22 protein-coding genes and 1 pseudogene are annotated in these 22,097 nt (G+C 50.9%); 8 read left to right on the forward strand and 15 right to left on the reverse strand.

Features of this window, described 5'->3' with window-relative positions; all coding sequences use genetic code 11:
- The first annotated feature begins 31 nt into the window (after positions 1–31).
- Complete coding sequence (locus ACOQPU_RS02370) at positions 32–559, forward strand: DnaJ family domain-containing protein (protein ID WP_420643530.1); 528 nt, start codon at positions 32–34, stop codon at positions 557–559.
- Between the two features lie 64 nt (positions 560–623).
- Here ACOQPU_RS02370 and ACOQPU_RS02375 read toward each other — a convergent pair whose 3' ends face one another.
- The 6 genes from ACOQPU_RS02375 to ACOQPU_RS02400 form a co-directional block, all read right to left on the reverse strand.
- Positions 624–1,568, reverse strand: a complete 945-nt coding sequence (locus tag ACOQPU_RS02375) for a zinc-binding dehydrogenase (protein WP_420643531.1) — start codon at positions 1,566–1,568, stop codon at positions 624–626.
- 16 nt (positions 1,569–1,584) lie between these two features.
- Entirely contained in the window at positions 1,585–2,556 is a 972-nt protein-coding gene (locus tag ACOQPU_RS02380) for a family 43 glycosylhydrolase (protein WP_420643532.1), read from the reverse strand.
- Positions 2,557–2,558: 2 nt separating this feature from the next.
- Positions 2,559–3,440 (reverse strand): carbohydrate ABC transporter permease, encoded by an 882-nt coding sequence (locus tag ACOQPU_RS02385; protein WP_420643533.1) that lies wholly within the window; start codon positions 3,438–3,440, stop codon positions 2,559–2,561.
- Between the two features lie 4 nt (positions 3,441–3,444).
- Positions 3,445–4,368: a carbohydrate ABC transporter permease gene (locus tag ACOQPU_RS02390; protein ID WP_420643534.1), complete on the reverse strand. Its 924-nt coding sequence runs from the start codon at positions 4,366–4,368 to the stop codon at positions 3,445–3,447.
- Positions 4,369–4,498: 130 nt separating this feature from the next.
- Positions 4,499–5,875, reverse strand: a complete 1,377-nt coding sequence (locus ACOQPU_RS02395) for a sugar ABC transporter substrate-binding protein (protein WP_420643535.1) — start codon at positions 5,873–5,875, stop codon at positions 4,499–4,501.
- A 243-nt stretch (positions 5,876–6,118) separates the two neighbouring features.
- Positions 6,119–7,123, reverse strand: coding sequence for a LacI family DNA-binding transcriptional regulator (locus ACOQPU_RS02400; protein ID WP_420643536.1), 1,005 nt, complete (start codon positions 7,121–7,123; stop codon positions 6,119–6,121).
- Between the two features lie 333 nt (positions 7,124–7,456).
- On the opposite strand from ACOQPU_RS02400, the gene ACOQPU_RS02405 reads away from it, so the two are divergent.
- Positions 7,457–7,996, forward strand: coding sequence for a sigma-70 family RNA polymerase sigma factor (locus tag ACOQPU_RS02405; protein ID WP_420643537.1), 540 nt, complete (start codon positions 7,457–7,459; stop codon positions 7,994–7,996).
- Positions 7,885–8,424, forward strand: a complete 540-nt coding sequence (locus ACOQPU_RS02410) for a sigma-70 family RNA polymerase sigma factor (RefSeq protein ID WP_420643538.1) — start codon at positions 7,885–7,887, stop codon at positions 8,422–8,424. Before ACOQPU_RS02405 ends, ACOQPU_RS02410 begins: the two co-directional genes overlap by 112 nt.
- A gap of 66 nt (positions 8,425–8,490) precedes the next feature.
- Here ACOQPU_RS02410 and ACOQPU_RS02415 read toward each other — a convergent pair whose 3' ends face one another.
- A complete protein-coding gene (locus ACOQPU_RS02415; RefSeq protein ID WP_420643539.1) occupies positions 8,491–10,104 on the reverse strand; it encodes a WS/DGAT/MGAT family O-acyltransferase in 1,614 nt (537 codons plus the stop codon).
- Between the two features lie 179 nt (positions 10,105–10,283).
- Positions 10,284–10,982, reverse strand: a complete 699-nt coding sequence (locus ACOQPU_RS02420) for a carbonic anhydrase (protein ID WP_420643540.1) — start codon at positions 10,980–10,982, stop codon at positions 10,284–10,286.
- Between the two features lie 317 nt (positions 10,983–11,299).
- Here ACOQPU_RS02420 and ACOQPU_RS02425 point away from each other — a divergent pair, with 317 nt between their 5' ends.
- Positions 11,300–12,250 carry a DMT family transporter gene (locus ACOQPU_RS02425; protein ID WP_420643541.1) on the forward strand — a complete coding sequence of 317 codons (951 nt, stop codon included), beginning with the start codon at positions 11,300–11,302 and terminating at the stop codon, positions 12,248–12,250.
- A 6-nt stretch (positions 12,251–12,256) separates the two neighbouring features.
- On the opposite strand, the gene ACOQPU_RS02430 is transcribed toward ACOQPU_RS02425, so the two are convergent.
- Complete coding sequence (locus ACOQPU_RS02430) at positions 12,257–12,844, reverse strand: TetR/AcrR family transcriptional regulator (protein ID WP_420643542.1); 588 nt, start codon at positions 12,842–12,844, stop codon at positions 12,257–12,259.
- Positions 12,845–13,095: 251 nt separating this feature from the next.
- Here ACOQPU_RS02430 and ACOQPU_RS02435 point away from each other — a divergent pair, with 251 nt between their 5' ends.
- The 3 genes and pseudogenes from ACOQPU_RS02435 to ACOQPU_RS02445 all read left to right on the forward strand — a co-directional run bounded on the left by ACOQPU_RS02435 (position 13,096) and on the right by ACOQPU_RS02445 (position 14,840).
- Positions 13,096–13,332 carry a hypothetical protein gene (locus ACOQPU_RS02435; RefSeq protein ID WP_420643543.1) on the forward strand — a complete coding sequence of 79 codons (237 nt, stop codon included), beginning with the start codon at positions 13,096–13,098 and terminating at the stop codon, positions 13,330–13,332.
- An 18-nt stretch (positions 13,333–13,350) separates the two neighbouring features.
- Positions 13,351–14,028, forward strand: a pseudogene (locus tag ACOQPU_RS02440) (DUF3179 domain-containing (seleno)protein); the annotation flags it as partial.
- 50 nt (positions 14,029–14,078) lie between these two features.
- Positions 14,079–14,840, forward strand: coding sequence for an NADPH-dependent oxidoreductase (locus ACOQPU_RS02445; RefSeq protein ID WP_420643544.1), 762 nt, complete (start codon positions 14,079–14,081; stop codon positions 14,838–14,840).
- 95 nt (positions 14,841–14,935) lie between these two features.
- Here ACOQPU_RS02445 and ACOQPU_RS02450 read toward each other — a convergent pair whose 3' ends face one another.
- The gene (locus tag ACOQPU_RS02450) at positions 14,936–15,802 is read right to left on the reverse strand and encodes a DUF1295 domain-containing protein (protein WP_420643545.1); all 867 of its coding nucleotides are present in this window, start codon (positions 15,800–15,802) and stop codon (positions 14,936–14,938) included.
- Between the two features lie 14 nt (positions 15,803–15,816).
- The gene (locus ACOQPU_RS02455; protein ID WP_420643546.1) at positions 15,817–16,404 is read right to left on the reverse strand and encodes a DUF937 domain-containing protein; all 588 of its coding nucleotides are present in this window, start codon (positions 16,402–16,404) and stop codon (positions 15,817–15,819) included.
- A gap of 129 nt (positions 16,405–16,533) precedes the next feature.
- Between ACOQPU_RS02455 and ACOQPU_RS02460 the strand changes: the two genes are divergently transcribed.
- On the forward strand, positions 16,534–17,376 hold the full coding sequence (locus tag ACOQPU_RS02460; protein ID WP_420643547.1) for a hypothetical protein: 843 nt from the start codon (positions 16,534–16,536) through the stop codon (positions 17,374–17,376).
- A 114-nt stretch (positions 17,377–17,490) separates the two neighbouring features.
- On the opposite strand, the gene ACOQPU_RS02465 is transcribed toward ACOQPU_RS02460, so the two are convergent.
- From ACOQPU_RS02465 to ACOQPU_RS02480, 4 genes are all read right to left on the reverse strand, one after another.
- Positions 17,491–18,462, reverse strand: a complete 972-nt coding sequence (locus ACOQPU_RS02465) for a DNA-methyltransferase (RefSeq protein WP_420643548.1) — start codon at positions 18,460–18,462, stop codon at positions 17,491–17,493.
- Positions 18,463–18,465: 3 nt separating this feature from the next.
- On the reverse strand, positions 18,466–19,377 hold the full coding sequence (locus tag ACOQPU_RS02470) for a HindIII family type II restriction endonuclease (RefSeq protein ID WP_420643549.1): 912 nt from the start codon (positions 19,375–19,377) through the stop codon (positions 18,466–18,468).
- 288 nt (positions 19,378–19,665) lie between these two features.
- Positions 19,666–20,490 carry a LytR/AlgR family response regulator transcription factor gene (locus ACOQPU_RS02475; RefSeq protein ID WP_420643550.1) on the reverse strand — a complete coding sequence of 275 codons (825 nt, stop codon included), beginning with the start codon at positions 20,488–20,490 and terminating at the stop codon, positions 19,666–19,668.
- 15 nt (positions 20,491–20,505) lie between these two features.
- Entirely contained in the window at positions 20,506–22,005 is a 1,500-nt protein-coding gene (locus tag ACOQPU_RS02480) for a sensor histidine kinase (RefSeq protein WP_420643551.1), read from the reverse strand.
- Positions 22,006–22,097 lie beyond the last annotated feature (92 nt).

The raw sequence follows: 22,097 nt of genomic DNA on the forward strand, positions 1-22,097 counted from the left end.
GTTTAATTTGATGATGAAAGGTTCTGCAAATATGACCCAAAAAGATGATAAAACAACAGTAGACAGCCCAGCAGAGATGGCGGAGTATCGGGCTCGCTTGCGGCACGAGCGGGTGGATTTGATTGAAGAGCTGATTCAGGATGGTTTTGAGCAAGGTCAGTTTGATAATTTGCCGGGGAAGGGGAAGCCACTTAATCTGAACAAGAACCCGTATGCGGCCGACATGGAGCTGGCGAATGAGCTGCTGAAAGAGAATGATTTGCCGCCCGTCTGGATTTTGCAGCGGAATGAGATTTTGGCCAAGGTAGCCAAGCTGCGGGCAGAGATTGAACGGCAGTGGGCGTGGCACCAACGTGAATTTGGCGTCGCTAGAAGTAACAAGGATCGCCTGACCATTAGCTGGGATGATTATTGCCTGAAGTGGATTGATGAAATTGCCGAGTTGAACAAGGGGATTGATGCGTTTAACTTGAAACGGCCGTTTGACAACATGGAAATCTTCAAGCTCACTATCGCAACTGAACTGGAGCGAGTTCAAGCCCCACGCTGGCTGCGCTAAGTGCAAACAATCAAGTAGCCGCGGATTCTTTCCGCGCCTTCAGAGCGCAGTAAGATGTCGGTTACTAGCCCATTTTTAACACGGCTTTGAGAAGCCCCTTTTTGCGACCGTCCAATTCCTGAAAGGCCTTCTCAATCTCGGCAAATGGGTACACCGACACCAATGGCTCCGTTTGGAGCTTCCTCTGCTGCAAAAGGACCACTCCTTCTGCCATGGCCGCTAACTTTTCATCCTGGCGTCGCACGTGCCCATTGACAACATCAATCGCCTTGAAGTTCCACTGCTCCATGTTGACGGTACGCATCCCGTTGTTAGATTGATGATAGCCAACGAGGATGATACGGCCGTGTTGCGTCACCAAATCGGTACACAGATCAACCGCACTTTGCACCCCCGCCGCCTCAATGACCACGTCGAATTCTCCGTGTGCGGCCAAAATTTGTTGGCTGGAAACGGCTGTTGGATCATAAACTACATCTGCGCCAAAGAATGTGCTCAATGCCTGCCGCTCCGCCAGAGGATCAATGCCGCAGATGAAGCCTGCACCCTGATGCGCCGCCAACTGTTGGCAAACAAGCCCCATGAAGCCACAGCCCACCACCGCTACGCGATCCCCCGGCTGAACGTTAAACCGGTTGGCGGCATGAACGCAGCAAGCAATTGCCTCACCGAGTGCGTAGGTTGGGTCTACCCCTGTGAGCAACTTCACCAATTCTTCTGGTCTGGCTACAAAATATTCGCTGTAGGCGGGCAAGGTGAGGGCAGTGACGAGGTCGCCAGGAGCAAAATTAATGACGTTGGAGCCAACGGCCGTTACTTCTCCGCTAGCCTCATGCCCCAGCCGATTGTACGTTGCTACAAAATCGGGCCGATTCTGATACACAAATAGATCGCCGCTGCACACGCCGCAGGCCAGCGTTTTGACCAAAATTTCATTTTCATTAATTTCAGGCACAGGTTCTTCCTGAATTTTGAAGCCATCAAGGGTGAGTACGGCCGTTTTCATCATCTTTCCCCCATTCACATTATTTTGGATAATCGACGCGCAGACGGCCGTCTTTAGCCACTTTCAATGGAATCGGATCGGCAATTTCCCCAATGAAGCCACCGTCCCCTGTCCAAGAAAGAGAGGTCATCAATACCCACTCCCCTTTTGGAGCGCGCAAAACTTTGCCTGCATAGTGCGTGCCAACTTCATCTGCCAACAAGAAAGAGTCCTCTATCATTTTGAATGGGCCCAGCGGCGTGTCGCCCACCAGGTAATGCGTGCCAATAACATTTTTTGATGTCGGCCGGGCCAGGCGAGCTTTGGAGAATTGCTCATAGCCTACGCAAAAAAAGAGATACCAACGACCCGAAATTTCGACCAACTGGGGCACTTCCAGGTGGCCAAATTCCTGAGGATGGGCAACTGGCGGCTGGCATTGCCAAGATTGCAGATCATCCGAAGTAGCATGGCCAACGACACCTCGTGCCGACGGCTCCCCCTCTAGACCTCGCGCGGTAATAAAGGCATGGAAACGGCCGTTGTGCCTAAACACCCACGGGTCACGCCATGCCTGATCATGCCAAAGTGCCTGGTCTAGCTGTTCATACCAACGCGCGTCTGCTTCCAAAACAGGGTTGTTATCATGCTTGTGCCAGGTTAAAAGATCGTCTGAAGTAGCCAAACCAATTCGCTGAATGAGCCCCTTTTCAGCACGATTTCCGCCAGTATAAAATAAATACCAAAGTCCGTCATACTGAATGATACTGCCCGTCCAGGTCGTAAAATTATCCCAGGCATTGCTCTTTTCAGGTGATGGGGCTAAGGCATCCGGCAAGATTTCCCAATTTACCAAATCTTTTGACACGGCATGACCAATAGAGACGTGCCAATGGCGCAGTCGCTCCTCTTTCAAAGCGCGTGGGGCTTGAAGATAGAAGATATGATAATCGGCTCCGTCTTGAGCGAACCAAAAATCCCATACCCATTTGTCTGGAATGTAAAGAGACATGGTTATCCTTTTACACCACTGCTGGCAACGCTGCGCACAAACCATTTTTGGAAAATAAGGAATATTGCCAGGGTGGGGAGGGTCATTAGCGCAGCAAAGGCAAATCTATCACCCCATAAAAAGGGTGCTTGCCCATAAAGCGTGTTCATAGCTAAGGGCAATGGCATGAATTGGGGGCCACGCGTCACCATCAATGGCCAAAGCAGCATGCCCCACTTAAAAATAAATTGCAAAATGGCAACCGTCGCAAAGACAGGCAAAGACAATGGCACAACGATCTGCCAATACATGCGAAATCGGCTGGCACCGTCTACAAATGCCGCTTCTTCTAAATCTTTGGGAATACCAATAAAGAATTGATAGAAAAGAAAAATAGAAAAAGCATCAGCAATAAACGGGATAATTTGCACGTGATATGAGTCTAGCCAGCCAAACTCATTTACAACCTTTAACAGTGGAACGGCAATTGCTTCAAAGGGAATGATCATCAAAGCGACAACGGCCGCTAAAACAAAGTTGCGTCCTTTCCACTGTATGCGGGCTAATGAGTAAGCAATTAGGCTGTTAAAAAACAGCCCAAAAATAATCGTTAGACCTACTATCAATACAGAGTTCCCAAAAGCGAGCGGAAAATCAACACGCTCAAAGACGTCTGCGTAATTTTGCAAGGAGAAAGCACGCGGGATAAACATCCAGATCGAGCCCATATCTTGCGTTATCAGCGTCTCATCCGGCTGCAATGACAGCACAATCATGACAACGGTTGGGAACAGAAAGAAGAACCCAAGCAGCAGAAGAGCGGTATACCCTAAAACGCTGCTTACTCTTTTTTGCCAGGTCAAGCTGGAGCGAATAGAGGGTGATTTTTGTGCAGTAACAGTCATGGCACTACTCCACCGAACGATCCTCGCTCAGCACTTTTCGCTGAATCAAGGAGATAGCCAACACAATGAGGAAAAATACAACCGTAATGGCGGAAGCGTACCCAATGCGCCCTTGTTCAAAGCCCATGACTTTGGTGTAGAAGACCATCGTTTGCGTTGAATTTTGTGGGCCGCCGCGCGTTAGAACTTCAACCTGGGCATAAAGTTGAAAGGCAAGAATAGTGGTAGAGATAACAACAAAGAGGGTGGTATTGCGCAGCATGGGCAGCGTCACATTGAAAAACTGCTGCCGAACAGAAGCCCCATCAATTTGGGCCGCTTCGTATAGAGAATATGGAATTTCTTGCAGTCCAGCCAAGAAGATTACCATCTGGAAGCCAACACCCTGCCAAATGGACAGCAGCATAATGGCACCAAAGGCCAAACGGCTGTCGCCCAACCAATCTTGCGGGCCAATAAGGCCAAAGGAAACAAAGTTTACAAATTGGTTAATTGTGCCGTTGGCACTGGCTTCATAAAGAAATGCCCAAACAACTGAAACGACCACCATTGTAATGGCAACTGGGCTGAAATAAATGGTGCGGAAGAAGTTGACGAATTTTAATTTTTGGTTGATGAGCACCGCTAGCAACAGGGCAAGGGTGGTTTGGACAGGAACGACGACCCCAACAAATAGAAAGTTGTTGAGCAAGGCGCGAATGAATCGCTTATCTTCGATCAAACGCGTGAAGTTGCGCAGGCTTACAAATTCCGTTGGATTTGGGCCAGGGACGAGGCGTTGGTTGGTGAACGAAAATATGATTGCCATGATAAATGGCGTGATGACAAATACGACCAGCAGAATAAGTGCTGGGGACGCGAATAGCCAAGCCAACCGGCTTTCGGTGCGCCGCCAGCCAGTTTGGCGAACAGTGGCTTGCGAAGCCATATGATTGCCTCCTCTTGGTTATTTGTTTCTGGTTTCTAAGGGTGTCAGGATTTTGGGATAGAAGGATGGAGAAACGGCCGTTTCTCCATCCTTCCGTCATCTCAATGAACGCAAAACACTATTTGCTTAATTACTGATAACCATTGTTGTCTTCAATATCCAAATCAATATTGAAGGCCGCATCGCCAAGTGCGGCTTGCACATCACCACCCGTGACAATGGAATCAACTGCAAACGAAAATTCGCTTGTGATGGTTGCATAAGCTGGCGTAATGGGGCGCGGCACAGCCACGTCGGAGTTTAGCTGCTGGATAAAGATGTTTAGGTCTCCACCCTCGCCGTACAGCTCCTCGCGCTGTTCTAAAGCTGAGAAGCGAGCAGGCACAGCACCATTGGCATCGGTCATGATCAGGATGTTCTCAGGTGCGACAAGGTAATCGAGGAAAGCCCAAGCGCCGTCAGGGTCCTCACAGGAACTGGTAATGCCCCAATTCCAGGAGCCCATGCCTGTCGCAGCACCAGCACCAAAATCTGGCATTGGGATCAAGATGGAATCGTCACCAAGCTCTTCTTTGTGCGTGTTGTACATCCAGTGGCCAACCCAAGCGAGTGCCGAGATTTTCGAGCCGTAGAAGTCATCATCCGTGGTTTGCCCGGGATTGATATAGCCAGCATCGACCCAGCTTTGTAGGGCAGTCATGGCCGCAACCGATGCATCTCCATCCAGAGTGCCCGATGCTGATTGGTAATCCGTCCGGTTAATGAGATCACCGCCAAATCCTTGCAGAATCGGCGAGAAACCATAAGTGTACCATTCGCCACGCCCATAGTTAAAGTGCATATCCATAGCAAATTCAACTTGGGGCAAGGCCTGCAAAGCTGCCAGCGCTTCTTCGAACTCTGCTAACGTCCAGGCATCGTCGATGCTGGTTGGGATGCGTACCCCGGCCTCTTCCAGATATGATTTATTGGCGTAGATTGCTAAACCTGAGTCAAATTGACCTAAGCTGTATAGTTCGCCGTTGTACGTGCCCTGGTTGATGATAGAGGGTAAGAAGTCGTCGAGCATGGCGTCATCAACATAGCCAGTAATTGGCTGCATAAAGCCAGACCAGGCGAAGTTGTAGAGCAGGGGGCCGTCAAAATCTAACAGGCAGGGCAGATCGTTTGCCAAAGCAGCCGCATTTACCTGATCTGTGTAGGAACCGTCTGGGAGTTCGACAATTTCTACAACATATGCATCTTGCGATTCGTTGAAGTTTGTGGCGATGGTGTCAATGGCTTCACGCTCGCCACCCTGACCTGCATGATTCCAAACAGAGATGGTCACTGGACCTGCATCGGACGTGTCGCCACTGTCTTCTTCTGGCTCGTCTACGGCCGTTTCTCCCGTATCTTCTGCCGTTGTAGTGTCTTCTTCGGTCGTAGATGCGTCATCTGTACCACCGCCACAGGCGACCAGCATAAGGGCTAGCAGCAAAAACAGGAATAAAGAATATCTTTTCATTTTCTCCTCCATTCGTAAATGAATGATTGAAGGACTTTTATTTATGCTGCGACTCCCTGATCCTGCTATAATTTTTTGGGCGCAGCATAATTAACAGGAGTCCTTTCCTTTTAATTGGTTCGCCATTTTGAGAGATACTGCCTACCGTCACGTTGTCGGTATCTCTCATATTACATTTCTCTCCTTTGTTGATCGTTTCTCTATACACACCTCCTTATTTGTTCAGTAGATTGGGCTGTTTGATCAACTAGATTCACGTGTGATTAGCTGACATTGCCACATTTCTTGATAGTTAGCGGTAAAAGATGCGTTGTTTGACCCGGAGATTAGCTTCAGTAAATGGTTAACAGCCCAGCGTCCCATGGCGTAGTGAGGAAGTTCCAGCGTGGTGAGGGGGGGATGAAAATATTCGGCAAAGCCCGGTTCGTTGTCGAAGCCAACAACAGCCACATCTTCTGGAATTTTAATAGCTAGCTCGTTAAATGCCTGGTACAAACCCATTGCCATCCGGTCGTTGAAGCAAAATACCGCATCAATTTCCGGTGCATCCTGTATTAACTTCTTCGCAGCGCGATACCCGCCATCCATTCGTGAAATGTCGCTAATGATCCAGGCTGGATCAAGTTCGATGTTTGCGTCTTGTAAAGCCTGACGGTAGCCAGCCTCACGGCCAATGGAGGCTGGCTGTATCTGGTGATGATTCAGCATGGCGATGCGTCGGTACCCACGTTCAATCAGATGTTGTGTGGCGGTATAGCCGCCTAAATATTCATTGGGTACGACGGAAGGTAAGGTTTTGTCCTCCACAAAACAGTCTAGCAAAACGGAAGGAATTGAATGAATGGCAGGGGGAGGATTGACTGCCCGATGGTACATTGCGGCATACACAATGCCATCAACTTGCCGATCTAATAAGGTTTCCACGGCCGTTTTCTTGAGGTCTGGATCGCGCCCTGTGTCGATTGAAAGCAGCAATATTTCTTGTTCCCAAGCGCGGTCCTGAGCACCTTTGAGCATATTGCCAGCAAAAGGGGAGATACCGATTTCGTCTGAAATGAAGCCAATGGTGTGGGTGCGTTGCGAGCGCAGGCTGCGGGCCATGATGTTTGGCCGATAGTCCAGAGCCTCAACGGCCGCCAGCACTTTGGCGCGGGTGGATTCACGAACGGCCGTATCATCATTAAGAACCCGTGAGACCGTTTTAAAGGAAACACCTGCCCTTTTAGCGACATCTTTGATGGTGGTCATCTGCTGGACTTCATCCCGTTCTCTTCCTTTGACAACGTTGTCATGCAGTTTATAACAAAATGACAACGTTGTCAATATGCAAAATGCCTAATTCGGGACGTTTTTTCAAGTGGGATTTACCGAAGAAAATGCAACTTTGTCAATATATGGCCAATATCTTGACAAAAAGTGGACACATGCTGTATACTTCGTTCAATATTTTTTGAAAGTTTGAGGTTTGTCACTGTAATCGGCACAAACTATTTGAGGTTAACAAATCGTCGCCTAGTCGATGCAGGAAGAGGAAAAGCGTTGGTTAACATAACTAATCAATGAGTAAAAAAGGGAAATGCCATGAAAATTATGACAGATACACGCGGTAATCGGGCGCCTGCTGAAACATATGGCAATGGAGAACCAACGACCTTTGATTTTATTGGGCAATACCTCAAGGAAAGCCGCCGCTCCAAGTTGTTAACGGCAAAAGAAGAGGTGTTGTTGGCAGAGCAAATTGCTGCCGGGCGTGAAGCAGATGAAGCACTCCAGCGGGGACTATCCTCCGAGGAACGACAATTTTGGCTGTGCGTAAAGGAGCATGAGGAGTCAGCTAGAGCAAATTTGGTGAAGGCTAATATGCGCCTGGTGATTAGCATTGCTAAAAAGTATCGCGGCCAGGGGCTAGACTTTTTGGATTTAATTCAAGAAGGAAACGTTGGTTTGCTCACGGCTATTGAGAAGTTTGATCATACCATGGGAAATCGGTTTAGCACCTACGCAACCTGGTGGATTCGGCAATCCATTACGCGGGCCATTGCCAACCACGGCCGTATTATTCGCATCCCCGCCAACAAAACATCCAGCATTCGCCAGCTTTATTTAGCCAGCAAGAGCTAGAGCAAGAGTACGGCCGTCCGCCACAACCAGAAGAGCTCGCTGAACACACGGGCATGAGTCCAGAGCGCATTCGCATGTTGCTGCGCATTACCATGCCGTTGCTCTCGCTAGAGCAACCGGCCGGGCAAGAACCAGACACGGAGTTGGGCGCGTTTGTAGAGGATGACTTGTCACCACAGCCAAATGACGCCGTGGCCGAAAAGATGCTGCATGAGCGAATTGATCGGCTTCTGGATCACCTGACCCCGCGCGAAACCAGCGTGCTGTGCTTGCGCTATGGCCTGCGTGGCCATGAATCACACACGCTGAAAGAGGTTGGTAAACTGTTTGATCTCTCCCGTGAACGCATTCGCCAAATTGAAAAAACCGCGCTGAAAAAGCTGCGCCAACCGCAATATGGTGCTGATTTGCGCCATTACTTGAATTAACCGCCCTTACCAGATGCGCGGATTGTCCAATGGACTCCTGAAGACCCTTGAGTCATTGGTTCTGATTTATCCAGATTTAGCTTGATGCACCCGACAAAAATCTGACCCATCCAGGGGACGGTTGCGGCATTGCCGACCGCTTTTGGTGGTTGCCTGACATTGATCAGGGTGGGTGGCAGCATCTGCGCTGGGTGAAGGGGAAGCGGCCATTTCTACTGAAACGGCCGTAGATTTTGCCGCTTTGGTGGCTTCTTCCTGGGCAGCTACAGCCTCTGCCTCATGCACCAGAGCCATTAAGGCATCAAACTCAGTGTAGAAGCCTTCCATAATCTCGTTCGGGTCCGGCACCAAACCTGCATCTGTGGCCACGCCGAGGAAAACCTTATTTGCATAGCTGAGAATGCTAATGCCCAGCGAAACACGCCCTGATTGCGGTACCCAGAACATCAGCCCCTCAATTTTTTGCCCGGCCAGGTAAAGCGGCATGGGCGGGCCGGGTACGTTGGTCATAACGGCCGTTGTTTTAGAGCCAAACAGTCGCACCAGCGTCCCTTGCAGCTCGTTCGGCGACATGCCCATTGCGCTGAGAATGCCCAGGGCAACCGGTGCCTCTTTGGAGTTCTTCAGCTCCACCATCCGCTTGTGAACCTCATGTAGCCGCTCTAGCGGATCACCAATGCCCACCGGCAGCGAGAGGAACACAATGCCGAACTTGTTGCCCAGCTCTCCCATCTGTTCTGGCGTGCGCAAATTCACCGGAACGGCCGCACGGAAGTTTAGCCCCTCAACATTGGCCCCTTTACTTAGCATGTAGCGACGCAAACCGCCCGTCATCGCCGAGACGAGCACATCATTCACCGTGCTGCCCGTCACATTTTTGATTTTTTTCACATCCCTTAGCGGCAGCGGATGAGACCAGGCGGCCCGTTTGGCTACGCCCAGCTTCCCTTTAAACAATGTTTTCGGGTCTGGGGAGCGCAAAAAGAGGCGACCTGCTGCCAAGGCTGTATCTGTTCCTTTAAGGGCTAGCTCCATCGCGTGTGCTGGGTTCACCAACGCTTCTAAACTTTCAGAGGCCACTTTGCTGGTGGTTTCCCACACGGTGCCCACTGCCTTGGCCCCCTGCTGAACCAGCGAATTGAGCATGCGGCTGCCTTCAGCCGCTTCATTTTTCTCTACCGAGACATCGCTGGCGGTGGGCGGGGGCACGCCTGGCACCATGTCTGTGAGCGAAAGCAGCACAAACACCAGTGCCATGCCGTCGGCAATGCAGTGGTGCAGGCGGCACATGATGGCACACCCCTCGCCATAATTTTCGATGAGATGGAATTGCCACAGTGGTTTAGAAAAATCCAGCGGCGTGCTCATCAGGTCACTGGCCATCTCTTGCAGCGCGGCCTTGTCGCCGGGAGAAGGAAGCGCGACGCGATGCAGGTGAGCATTCAGGTTGAAAGTGGGGTCTGGTTCCCAATATGCTGGCGAAAACGGCAGGCGAGATTGCACCACGCGCATCCGAAAGCGATCAAAGGTGAGTAATTTATGCTCGATGACAGCTCTAAGATGGTCAAAATCAATCAACTTTTTGAAGGTGATGATGCCAGAAACCATCATCAGGTTAGTGGGGTCTTCCATGCGCAGCCAGGCTGCATCGACGGTAGTCAGGGGGTGAGTCTTGGGCATACGGCCGTCTCCTCTCAATAGTAAGCCAATGACTCCAGCGGCAGCCAGAGTGAACAGTGAATCTTGGATTCACAGTATAACTCAGCCAGAACCGCCTGACCATACCTTAAACGCGCCCGTGATTGCCGTTTACTCCAGTTCACGGCCGTTTGGCGTCGCTTAATTGGATGAAAGCATCGCTAATTGTTTTCGGAGTCAAAAAAGGTGACCGTGCCCGTTGCCAAAGAATATTCTGCGCCGATGATTTGCGGGCCAGCGTTTGCTGGCGTTGGTGGCGCAATGTGGGCGTTTTGGCGCAGCTGGCCTACCGATTGGTGAATGTTGGCCTGTATGGCCAGGGAGAGTAGCGATTCAGGCTCTTTTTGTGGATCTTTGGCGAGCAAGGGGGCAATGGACGGCCGTATGCAATCCACCAATGCCTGCAAATTAGGTGAGAGATTTTCGGTGGGATTTGTGATCTCACCCAGGGTGGCTTGCACAGCCCCGCAATCTGTATGCCCCAGCACGACCACCAGGCGGCTGCCCAGGACCGAGGTGGCAAACTCCACGCTACCCAATACCTCTGGGGTAATCACATTCCCAGCCACGCGGATAACAAACAGATTGCCTAGCCCTTGATCGAAGATGATTTCGGGCGGCACTCGCGAATCGGCACAGCTCAGGATAACGGCAAATGGCGTTTGCCCGGTGGTTAATGCCAGCCGCCGCTCTTGAGAAACGTCGCGGTTATGAATCTCGGCCAGAAAACGGCCGTTGCCATCCTGTAAACGTTGTAAGGCCTCCGCTGCATTCATCATGGGCACCTTCGCTGCATCTCTTTCAAAGTACAGGTAGATGTAAGTGGCAAAGCCAAAGTTGGTCGCGTTTGTTGAGGCCAAATGCCAGCCGTCTTTGCTGTATTCTCACCTTGGGATGATTTCACAATATGCTCGGCGTCACTTGTCAATTTGGAATAGTAGATCAGGGCTTCAACTTTGTACGCTTTCACTGTGGATTCCTCTTGTTATGAGTGATAAATGTATGCTGCGCAGTGGAGATTTCAAAAATCTAGCTTATTTCAGATGTTGACCGAATTGTTCAGAAGACTTTTGAACTCTTTTTTGATTTTAGTGGAGTTTTACAAGGCGGCAACCATAGAGTGCCAATTGACCAAATAGCAAGTTGGCAACGGCCGTCTTTCCACTAAAATTCCCCAATGTCACCCCACACCCATGAGGCTGCTGCCCCGCGCAGTTATTTACTTGCTCTCATTAGCTCGGCCATTTTATCGACAACGGCCGTATTCATTCGCTACCTCACCGAGACATACCACATTCCACCGCTGCTGCTGGCGTTTTGGCGCAGCTTCTTTGTCACGCTCACCCTGCTGATTGGCCTGCGCTTGTTCCGTACTGCTTTGCTGCCACTGCCGCGCCGCCATTTGCCCTACTTGGCTAGCTATGGCCTTTTGTTCACCGTCTTCAACGGCTTATGGACATTATCTGTGGCCTTGAACGGGGCGGCAGTGGCCACAGTGCTGGTTTACAGCTCGGCAGCGTTTACCGCTTTGTTGGCCCGCTGGCTGCTTAAAGAAACGCTCGATGCCGCCAAGCTAGCGGCGGTGGCATTTTGCCTGGCTGGCTGCATTCTGGTGGCCAACGCGCTTGATCCGGCGGCCTGGTCTAGCAATCTGGCCGGGATTCTAACCGGGACGCTGGCGGGTTTGGGGTACGCAGGCTACAGCTTGATGGGGCGGTCTGCGGCGCAGCGTGGCCTGAACCCGTGGACAACGCTGCTGTACGTGTTTGGCTTTGCCTCTTTCTTCTTTTTACTGCTAAATCTGCTGCCGGGTGAGAAGATGTTGGGAACGGCCGTTTCTGCCAACGATCTGCTCTGGTTTGGGAACCAGTGGGAGGGGTGGGGCATTGTGATTTTGCTGGCGGCAGGTCCCACCGTGATGGGTTTTGGCCTGGTTAACATTAGCCTGACGCTGTTGCCAGCCAGTGTGACCAACCTGATTTTGACCACGGAGCCTGTGTTTACGGCCGTACTCGCCTATCTGCTATTGGGGGAACTGCTTACCACCTTACAAATCATTGGCAGCCTGCTGATTTTAGGGGGTGTTCTCATGCTGCGCTGGCGTCGGCGACGTTTGCCGCAGCCATGAAAGCCCTCACGTCGGTGGATTTTGGCTGGTAGGAATGATACGGCCGTACAAATAGGCAACCACATGCTCATCCAAATCAACAATCTCTTCAGAGTCAATGACGCCTGCTTCGCGCACCATCGTGTTGATAATGAGCGGTCCTAGTAGCGCACCCACTGCCTGAAATGGGTTTTCCGGGCGAAGTTTGCCCTCGTCCTGGTATCGTTGCAGAAGGTGGGCAATTTTGGCAATGATGCCTAGCGGCACGCCAGCCGTTTCGCGCAATTCTGGCACGCGTGCTATTTCAGACATGATGATGGGAAACACCTTGGCGTGCAGTTCGGCCGCGCCGTAATAAGCCATCACCACCCGCCGTAAATCTGCCTCCAAATCGCCGCTGTATTGTACGGCCGTTTCCACTTCTGAATGATCCGCATAGTAAGAGATCGCTTCTTTCACTAGCTGTGCCTTGCTGCCATACTTGCGAAACAGCGTCACCTCGTTGATGTTGGCGATGTCTGCAATCTGCTTGGTGGTGGTACCTGCATACCCATTCGCTTCAATGAGCTGAACCACCGCTTCCAAAACCTGCGAATCTGTAACAATTTTTGGCATTATCATGCTCCTGTTTTGTGAAAAGTGTGCCTAAATTTTAGCATAAGCAAGTATTGACTTGCAAAAAACTATCTGTTATTCTTAAAGCAAGTGATTACTTGAAATAGAATCTTCTTGAAAATTTACCCAACTTACGCAGTGAGGACTACAAAAGTCTTGCAATCTCTGGACGAATCTCTGTCAATCATAAAACTTTTGTAGTCTACTAGAATTTCATCGCGAATTTCGCGGCAAAAACAACGAGGTACAAAATGAGTCGAATTGATCGGAGCAAAATAAAAGTTAGAAAGCGTGGTTATCAGTTTCGGCCGTTTCGCCCCACTGCCAAGCACGAACGGCCGTTAATCGATGCCAATTTGCCGCTGGACAGTGAGCTGATGGCGTTTGAACGCAACGGCGAGCGGCGGGTGCTGCTGGTAAAAGAGATGATTTATCATCACGTGGCCCAGGGGGAGCTGGCGGGTGAACCTTATTTGATTAGCTTTTGAGCACCTTGCAACAGTGGTGTCGGTCTGACGCCAGTTGTGAATGGGAAAGTGCATTGGTTCGGTGTACCGGGCATTGCCAACGGTCTGGCGGTGATGCGAGACGAGCAGAGCAAAAGTCTTTGGGATCACATCACGGGGGAATGTTTTGCTGGGCCGCTAAAAGGGAAGCAGCTTGAATTTTGGCACGTGCCGCTGACGACGGTTGAAGCGGAGCTGGCTAGGAATCCGCAGGCGATTTTGCTCAAATCGGATTACGATTCCCTCTTCAAGCGGTTTATGATGTGGGTTCACGCTTCATTTTCTGGTGGCAACAGCCTTATCAACCGTGAAAAATCGAAGATTCCACTTCATTTTCGTCTTTCGATGAGCAAGAAGATAGACGGCCGTTTACCCAAAGACAAACAGGGCCTCGGCGTCATTGGGGCAGATGACAGCGGCAAGTTTTATCCGATGGATTTGTTACCCAAAGGGCAACGGGTGACAGATGTGTGGCACGGCCGTACGCTCATCATCGAGCGAGGTGAAATTGATGGGGTGCCCACAGCCCGCTGGGCAGATGGCGAAGAGCCACCGATGCAGCTTTTGAGCCGCTGGTATGGCTTCTCCTTCACCTATCCCAACTGTGAAATTTACGATGGGGCGGGGCAGTTGTGGGAAGCGAAACGGAAAGCAAAGCGTTCGTTTAATTCATCATGAAGCCCTGGGTAAGAAATTGTGTGGATGTCCCATCCAGACCCTTGAGGTGAATGATGATAGACGAATTTGTAACGTATGAAACGGCCGTCACCCAAACGCTCAATCAGCACGTGTCGGTACGGTCATTTTTAGACAAACCAGTATCCGATGAGATGCTGCACGCCATTCTGAACGCCGCGCGACGATCGCCGACCAGCAGCAATATGCAAACCTACAGCATCATCGTGGTGCGCGATCCAGAAACGCGCCAGAAGCTGGCGGTGCTGGCTGGCAATCAGAAGCATATTGAAGAATGCGACGTTTTTGTGGGTTTTCTGGCCGACCTCAATCGACTGGGCATTGCCAGCGAGATGCACGGCGAAACGTTGGCTAAATCGCTGGAAACCACGCTGGTTTCGACGGTGGATGCAGCTTTGGTGGGGATGTCGGTGCAAACGGCCGCAGAGTCGTTTGGGCTAGGCGCGGTAATGATTGGCGGGATGCGGAATCAGCCGCACAAGGTGGCAGAGCTGCTGGGCTTTCCGTCCGGCGTCTACATGGTGTTTGGCATGAGCATCGGCTGGCCTGCGGCTGACCCCCCAGCGGTGTTGAAGCCACGCCTGCCAGAATCATTAGTAATTCACCATGAACGGTATGATCCGACCGACCCAATCTCGCGCATTGCCGAGTATGACGCTACGTTAGCAGATTATTACGGACAGCGCAACCAGAATACGGCCGCCTGGAGCGGCCCCATTGCCCAACGGCTGAACAAGCCCCGTCGCCCCCATTTACGGCAAACGCTAGAGGCGATGGGCTTTCATTTCGATTGAGACGTATCGAGAGAGAAGTTTGTGGCAACGAATTACGCGAATTAGCACGAAAAATTAGCGTAAATTAGCGCCAATTCGCTGCCAAATTAAAAAGTTTAGAGACGCGGGATGAGAACCGGCGTCTCTTTTTTGTACTGTTCGTAATCGGTTTGCCCCCCCCACTTTTCGTCGGCGCGACGTTCCAGCATGGGCACGCCGCTGACGCGGGTGAGCAGCAACGTCACAAACAGCGGGGAGATGAGGGCCACCCATTGCCACCCTTGCAGCACCGGCACGGCTATGATGGCCACGCCCAGCCACAGCACAATTTCGCCAAAATAGTTGGGGTGCCGCGATTTGGCCCACAGCCCACTGTTGATGAACTTGCCTTTGTTGGCGGGATTGGCTCTGAATTGGCTTTTTTGATTGTCTGCCACTACTTCAATGCCAAAGCCGATGATCCAGACGAGCGTACCGACGAGTGCTACCCAACCTAGCGGCTCGCGGTTGCTGCTGGTAATGGCCACCAGCGCGGCAGCGGCCGTAAACGTGACCCACAACCCCTGAATGGTCCACACATTGAAGAAGCGAATGAAGGAGGGTTTGATGTCGTCGAAACGGCCGTCTCCACCATCTCTATGCACGCGACGATACAAAAACGACCCCAGTCGCCCCGCCCAAATGATAACCATCGCCATGAGAAGGAGGGAACGGCCGTCTCGCTCTGGGCTTAGTAAAACGGCCAGAATCGTGACCGAAATGTAGGTGAGGCTGCCGGTTAAATCGAAAAACTTCTCGGTTTGCTGCTGGTAGGCGGGGATAAAGACAAGCCACTGCACCAGGAAGGCTGCGGCCACGCAAATGGCAAACAGCGGCAGTCCGCCAACTTCAGCGCTGCCCTGGCTGCCAGCCCAGGCCACACCTACGCCAATCAGAATCACAATGGGTAATGCAATAATCGCTTTCCGTTCTGCTTCGGTCATATGGTTTTGCTACCTTATCTGTTGCTAAATAGACGACGCAGGAAGCCAAAAATCTCATCCAGTGCCGACCCGCTGTTGTTTTGGTCCAGCAGTTGATTGAGTGTGCTCATCAGGCTGGGGTTGCTTTGTTGGGCCGCTTGCTGCTGACCGCCTAACAGTGAGGCGAGGCCGCTGGGATTTAACCCCTGCGACTGCTGCTGTTGGCCCAACGCGCCCAGCAGCAGCGGGGCGGCAATTTCCATGAGCTGCCCCATCTGGCCGCTGTTGAGGTTGCTGTTTTGGGCCAATCCCTGGGCCACGGCGGGCTGCTGGCTACCCAACACATGCCCCAAAATGCCTGCGCCATTGGCCGCCTGCGGATTTTCTAAAAATGCGGGCAAGTTGCTTAAAATGGAGCCGTCGTGGTCGTTGGCCAGGGCCTGGTGCAACGCTTGGGCGCCGTCTGGCTTGGCACTGTTGTTAGCCAGGGCGGAGGTAAGCAGCGGCATCGCCATCGAGAGGGCGGAGCCGGTTGAGGCTTCATCTGCGCCAATTTGTTGGCTGATTTGGGACAAGCCCCCTTGCCCTAACTGTTGCAATAGTTGATCCGTTAATGTGCTCATCTTCTCTTCCTTTTACTTTTCTTTTACTGAGAATGGGGCAATCATAACGGGAACGGCCGTTTCCTACAATTTTTGTCGCGTTCAAATCCCAAGCTAAAATGCAGTGCAAATGAAAAATAGGACGTATTTATGAATATTGCTGAGTTGATAAGACCTTCCGTTACGGCGGAGTTGAGTTTGGATGAACTGGTTGAAAGGTTGCGGCAGCAGGCTGATATTGACGCCATTTTGCTGGCTGGCACAACCGGGCAAGAAACGCTTAAACCGTACAGCGATTATGATTTGCTCATTGTGCTAAATGAGCTGCCCCAGCCGCCTTCGCTGATAATCACAACGATTGATGGGGTTTTGACGGAGCTGTACTTCTTAACTGCTGCGGCTGCGGACGAAATGCTGGCAAATCCCCAAACCATTGAAGCCAACACACTGCATGGCGCGTTCGTTTCCATGATCACAAAGGGGAAGATCGTGCACGACGCGACGGGGCGGCTGGCAAAGCTGCGCCACATCGCGCCCAAAACCCGGTTTGACAACATTTTGGAGCATCAAATTTACGGGGCTTGGTACTCAGTCACCTACAACCACGCCCAAAACCTGCGCTATTTTCACTCCGGGGATTCGCTCTATTGGGAAGCGTTGCAGTGCCGTTTACTTTACTGCATTTCCAACTGCCTGAGCGCGTATTTCACCCTGCGTAAGCTGCCCTGGCGCGGCGAAAAAGAGGCAATTCGCTACCTGCGGGCGCACGACCCAGACTTCCTTGCCCTCTTTCAAACCACCATCACGGCAGGTGGCCTTGAGCAGCAGTTCCCCAAATATGAGCAGCTCGTCGGGCAATGTGTGCCCGACGGAATGCCCCAATGGCCTGCAAGTTATACGGTTGTGCAGCCGCAAGCGGGGCTAACGTCAGAACGAATCAATCAACTGGTAAAATTATGGCAAGAATGGGTGAATGCAACTAGGGGAGCTTAACGTAAGCCTAACGCCTGTCTGAGCGGTGGGCGAGCTAAGAGAATACTTTCGTATTCACCAAATAAATAATTGACTTGAAGAAGCAAAGTTCTCGCCCGTCTGCTCTAAGCGTTGTTAGCTTTCGTATAAATCACTTGGGCTTTCCAAGAGGCTAGTTTGAAAGGTTTGCTTTGGTTTTTGATAAGTAGAATTGGTTCTTGAAATCAACCTTTGTAATGCAATCTGATGAAATTCTGAATTAATCTCAAATCCAATGAAATGCCGTTCTAGGTGTTTCGCTGCAATAGCAGTTGTTCCACTTCCGATAAAAGGGTCAAGAACCGTCTGCCCTTTGATTGTTGTAAGTTTAATTAAAAACTCAATCAATTTAACAGGTTTTTGCGCTTCATGAACACGCTTTTCATTTTTGCTAAATCCAAATTCAAGCATATTGGTGGGACTGGTTCCTTGAATTTGACATCCTTCAAAATTCATGGCTCCCACTGAATGTTCTAATACGTTATCGGCAATTGTTCCGCCGATCTTATATGGTTTGACGAACCATGCTATTGGTTCAAAGATGGGTGCTAAATTCCCTAACCGCCAACCTCGCCATTGCTCGGCTTGTTGCTCTAAACCGCGTCTTTCAAAAATTATGCTTATTCTCTGTGCACGATGATGAGCAGATGGTTTTTTCCAGGCAAGTATATCTTTCAATAAAAATCCGCTGTCCTCAAAAGCATTAATAGCTCGGTGCATTGTTCGTCTAGCACCAAAAATAAATAATGAGGACCCCTTCTTCATTTTCGGCATTAGTAGTTCGGACCAAGATTGACACCATTCTTGATATTCCTTACCGATATTTCGATCTGCTTGCGACCAACCATTGATTGGTTTTCCGCGTCTTTTGAATGCTGTTTTTCCTTTTTGAGCAGGTGACTGACCTAATAAAGCAGAATTTGTATTTTCGTGTAACACATCCCAATCATCCAAGCTAATTCCATATGGGATGTCTGAGAGAAATAAATCAATGCTGTTTTCTGATAGCAATGGAATATGTTCCCTACAGTCACCCAACGTTACTTTGTCCAAATATGTATTTTCCATTCGTTACCTCGTGTTGAGAATCCCATTGTCAGCAACTTTATTAATTGCCTTAACGCGATTATCCAATTTGCGTAACTTCAACACTTCCTTGATTGCCTCGTCACGGGACAAACGCATTATACGTTCCCGCTCTTTCGCCAGAAATTGCAGAGCCTCTTGTTTAGAAATACCAATCGATTCGGTTAATGCTATTTTCTCTTCACGCCATAACTCAGAAAGTATCTTATCAAAATCCAACATTGCAGTATTGATTGCTTGCCAGTAGGCAATAGCATTTTTTGAAGGATTTAGAGCTTCAACAGTTTGGAATACTTTATGAAGCAGGCTGATCGCTTTTTCTTGGCCGGCAAGAGCAGCGTATCTTATTCCAACTGCAAGATGTGTGTATGTGGAAACTAATACGGATCTAGTTGCAGCCTGTTGATAAATCTGGCTTGTTCGAGAAGGTAGCTGATAAGCAGGACAAACTACTGTGGCAAATGGTTTACCGTGTTTCCAGTTATCCATGGCCTGAACCTTGAAATCCTTTTGGTTCTTCGCTGTACGGCTAAGTCGAAATGCTTTTGCATCAGCGACAAAACTGTATTCTTCAGTGACACATTCAACATCTGCAACATTTGCACGTTCTTTTAAAACCAGGCTTGTGAAGCCCATTGCCTTAAAGGCTTCATGAATAACAACATCTGTATACTTTGAATACAGTTTTTCTTCAGAGCTGTCGTGACGATAACCTTCTGGTATTGCGCCACATAATCTCAGATGTCCGAGCAATGAGGAAAGGCGATTTTCGCTTACCTCCTGGGAAAGCTCTGCTTCTACTCTTTCAGCATCAACGCCAAAATCACCGCTCAAGCGGCTTATTTCATTGATCCAATGTGCTCGATTTTCTATCTGTTGTCCAGAGATAATATCCATACTTATATTGTTGCACAGAAACTGAATTTGAGGAAGCAAACAATTATTCAACAACTTGATAGAGTGCATAACCCCCTGATTTTCGACTTAGACAACCAAAAAAGGCAGTATATGTTGTATAAGAAGCCATGACGGGATCAATTGCAACAAAATCTTCGGTCTAAGATGTGTTATTGGGGTTTCGTGCAACATAGTTGACGATTTATGAACAAATTTCCGGCAAAAGATAGAATTTAATGCAGTATAAAAGATTTGCCCTGTTTCGCAAAGTTGCAAATGGCACGAGAGCTAAAAAAGGTCGGTTTTTCGCTTGAGGGTTTGGGCGTATTGGCGGGAGAGGGGGAGTTCAGTTTGGTTGGCGTCGGCGAGGCGGATTTGGTAGGTGCCGGAGAACCAGGGGACCACCTCGGCAATTTGGTTGAGGTTGACGAGGTACGCTTTGTGGATGCGGATGAAGTCGTAAGGTTCCAGGCGGGTTTCCAGTTCTTTGAGAGTGTGGCGCACCAGCAGCCGTTCGCCCGCGCTGTTGTTCAGGTACACTTTTTTGCTGTCCGCTTCTAGCCAGAGGATGTCGGCGTAATCGACCAGAACGCGGGTATCGTTGTCGCGGACGCCCCACAGCTTGGTAAGGCGGGGTTGGGTGCTCGTTTCTGAGCTTGCCAAATACCCTCGCAGCGCATTTTGCCGCTCTAAATAGCTGCCCCGCTCGCTCAACGCCTGCCGGATGCGAATCATCGTTTGGGCTAGGCGCTGCTCGCTGAATGGCTTGACGACGTAATCGAGGGCAGCCAGCTCGAAGGCGCGCACGGCGTGGGCATCGTACGCCGTGGCGAAGACGATGAGCGGCGGGTCGGGCCGTTCGCTAATGGCGGCGGCGGCGGCAAGGCCGTTGATCCCCGGCATGTTGATGTCCAAAAACACCACGTCGATTGGCTCGTTGGCGATTAGATCGAGCGTTTCCTGACCGTTGGTGGCTTCGTGGTAAACGGCCGTTCCCGCCAATTTCTCCAACATATACCGCAGTTCTCCCCGCGCTGGTTTTTCGTCGTCTGCAATGAGTATGTGCATGGTCAGAAAGAGATTGGAGACTGGAGATTGGAGATTAAAAGGCATCCCAATCTCCAATCTCTAATCTCCAGTCTCCTTTTCAAGTGGAACCTTAAACACGATCCGCGTGCCTTTGCCCGGTTCGGAATCAATGTGCAGGCGGTAGCTGTCGCCGTAGAGCATCCGCAGCCGCTCATCGACGTTACGCAGGCCAATAGACGGCCGTACCACTTCTGGCAGCGGGTTCGGTTGGGTCGCGCCGTTGGCCATCGCTTTGGCGACGTCGAAGCCGGGGCCATCGTCATCTAGCTGGATGAGCAAATCATCGGCGACGCGGTTGATGACGATGTGGATGGTGCCGCCCTCTGGCTGCTGGCTGACGCCGTGAATGACCGCATTTTCTACCAAAGGTTGCAGGACGAGGGTGGGAACGGCCGTATCCAGCCACTCCTTCGCCAAATTGGTCCAAATCACATTCAGCCGCTCGTCCAGCCGCGCCTTTTCCAATGCCAGGTACGCCTCTACATAGCTAATCTCATCTTGCAGCGGCACAAACTCCCCCGCGCTCAGCGCCCGCTGAAAAATTTCCGACAGCTTGATGAGCAGCTCCCGCGCTTCGTCTGGGTTGGTGCGCACAAAGTAGCGGATGGTGTTGAGCGTATTGAAAAAGAAGTGCGGGTTAATTTGGGCGTGCAGGGCGCGCAGCTCCGCCTGCGTCAGAGCCAGTCGGGTTTGGGTTAAATTTAAGTTGGCCTGCGCCAGCTCTAGCTGGGCGGTTTCGGCCAGACGGCGGCTGGCTTCATCCCGGACGTTTTGCACCATCAGAGCCACCGCCGCCAACGCCAGCCCGTAGATGAGCAAATTGGGCAGCAGCCGATTCAGGTAAAACGGTGGATAGCCGGTAGGGTAAAGCATGAGGGCAAAGGCGATGGCGACCAATCCCACCGCCAAACCAGCGGTGATGGGCGGTCGAAAGCGTTGTTCTTGCAGCAGCGGCGTGGTTAAGCCGATGGTGGTGCCCACCCAAACGGCCGTTACCGCATCCAGATTCTTCAGCACGGCAAACTCAAAATAGCGCGCCAGCGAAAATGGGTCTTCGTCCCAAAACAGATAGTCGCTCAGGCCGGTGAGCATCGTTGCCAGCAGCCCCGCCACCAAGCCGGCACGCCAGCCACCCAGTAAGCCAGCTACCAGCACAATTAGCAAATCAAACGTCACCTGATCGTCGGTGGTGCGGGCCAGCCCCAGCCGAATCAAAAAGACCAGGAGCTGGATGCCCAGCAGCGCGCCCATAAGCCGCCATTCGTCGGGGGGAACGGCCGTTTCCGACACAATGCGTCGAAACAGAGCGGTGCGGCTAAAGCCGTACACCAACGCCAGGGGGATGAGAATCTCTTGCAAGGCAAAGCCCAAAAAGTATGGGTTGAACAGGTCGAAATCGACCCAATTTTCAAAGCTGAACGGCACATTGTTGGTGCTGGAACGAACAAACAGCGTCCAAAATAAAATGGCAGCGGCAGCAACGGCCGTTGCAATGAGCGTGTTGGTGCGGTTTGCACTGTTCTGTTCAGACTGTTCCATGATGTTTGAGAAATGAAATCTAATTTTTACTACTTTCCAAAACTGTCCAGCTTTCAATGTCCACCAGGGCAAAAAACAGTTCCCGCTCGGCG

It is taken from the genome of Candidatus Leptofilum sp., assembly GCF_965223285.1.
Classification (GTDB): domain Bacteria; phylum Chloroflexota; class Anaerolineae; order Promineifilales; family Promineifilaceae; genus Leptofilum.

Coding starts and splice junctions, on each gene's coding strand:
- ACOQPU_RS02370 (WP_420643530.1), top strand. CDS start 32: ATGACCCAAAAAGATGATAAAACAACAGTAGACAGCCCAGCAGAGATG.
- ACOQPU_RS02375 (WP_420643531.1), bottom strand. CDS start 1,568: ATGATGAAAACGGCCGTACTCACCCTTGATGGCTTCAAAATTCAGGAA.
- ACOQPU_RS02380 (WP_420643532.1), bottom strand. CDS start 2,556: ATGTCTCTTTACATTCCAGACAAATGGGTATGGGATTTTTGGTTCGCT.
- ACOQPU_RS02385 (WP_420643533.1), bottom strand. CDS start 3,440: ATGACTGTTACTGCACAAAAATCACCCTCTATTCGCTCCAGCTTGACC.
- ACOQPU_RS02390 (WP_420643534.1), bottom strand. CDS start 4,368: ATGGCTTCGCAAGCCACTGTTCGCCAAACTGGCTGGCGGCGCACCGAA.
- ACOQPU_RS02395 (WP_420643535.1), bottom strand. CDS start 5,875: ATGAAAAGATATTCTTTATTCCTGTTTTTGCTGCTAGCCCTTATGCTG.
- ACOQPU_RS02400 (WP_420643536.1), bottom strand. CDS start 7,123: ATGACCACCATCAAAGATGTCGCTAAAAGGGCAGGTGTTTCCTTTAAA.
- ACOQPU_RS02405 (WP_420643537.1), top strand. CDS start 7,457: ATGAAAATTATGACAGATACACGCGGTAATCGGGCGCCTGCTGAAACA.
- ACOQPU_RS02415 (WP_420643539.1), bottom strand. CDS start 10,104: ATGCCCAAGACTCACCCCCTGACTACCGTCGATGCAGCCTGGCTGCGC.
- ACOQPU_RS02425 (WP_420643541.1), top strand. CDS start 11,300: ATGTCACCCCACACCCATGAGGCTGCTGCCCCGCGCAGTTATTTACTT.
- ACOQPU_RS02430 (WP_420643542.1), bottom strand. CDS start 12,844: ATGCCAAAAATTGTTACAGATTCGCAGGTTTTGGAAGCGGTGGTTCAG.
- ACOQPU_RS02435 (WP_420643543.1), top strand. CDS start 13,096: ATGAGTCGAATTGATCGGAGCAAAATAAAAGTTAGAAAGCGTGGTTAT.
- ACOQPU_RS02445 (WP_420643544.1), top strand. CDS start 14,079: ATGATGATAGACGAATTTGTAACGTATGAAACGGCCGTCACCCAAACG.
- ACOQPU_RS02450 (WP_420643545.1), bottom strand. CDS start 15,802: ATGACCGAAGCAGAACGGAAAGCGATTATTGCATTACCCATTGTGATT.
- ACOQPU_RS02455 (WP_420643546.1), bottom strand. CDS start 16,404: ATGAGCACATTAACGGATCAACTATTGCAACAGTTAGGGCAAGGGGGC.
- ACOQPU_RS02460 (WP_420643547.1), top strand. CDS start 16,534: ATGAATATTGCTGAGTTGATAAGACCTTCCGTTACGGCGGAGTTGAGT.
- ACOQPU_RS02465 (WP_420643548.1), bottom strand. CDS start 18,462: ATGGAAAATACATATTTGGACAAAGTAACGTTGGGTGACTGTAGGGAA.
- ACOQPU_RS02470 (WP_420643549.1), bottom strand. CDS start 19,377: ATGGATATTATCTCTGGACAACAGATAGAAAATCGAGCACATTGGATC.
- ACOQPU_RS02475 (WP_420643550.1), bottom strand. CDS start 20,490: ATGCCTTTTAATCTCCAATCTCCAGTCTCCAATCTCTTTCTGACCATG.
- ACOQPU_RS02480 (WP_420643551.1), bottom strand. CDS start 22,005: ATGGAACAGTCTGAACAGAACAGTGCAAACCGCACCAACACGCTCATT.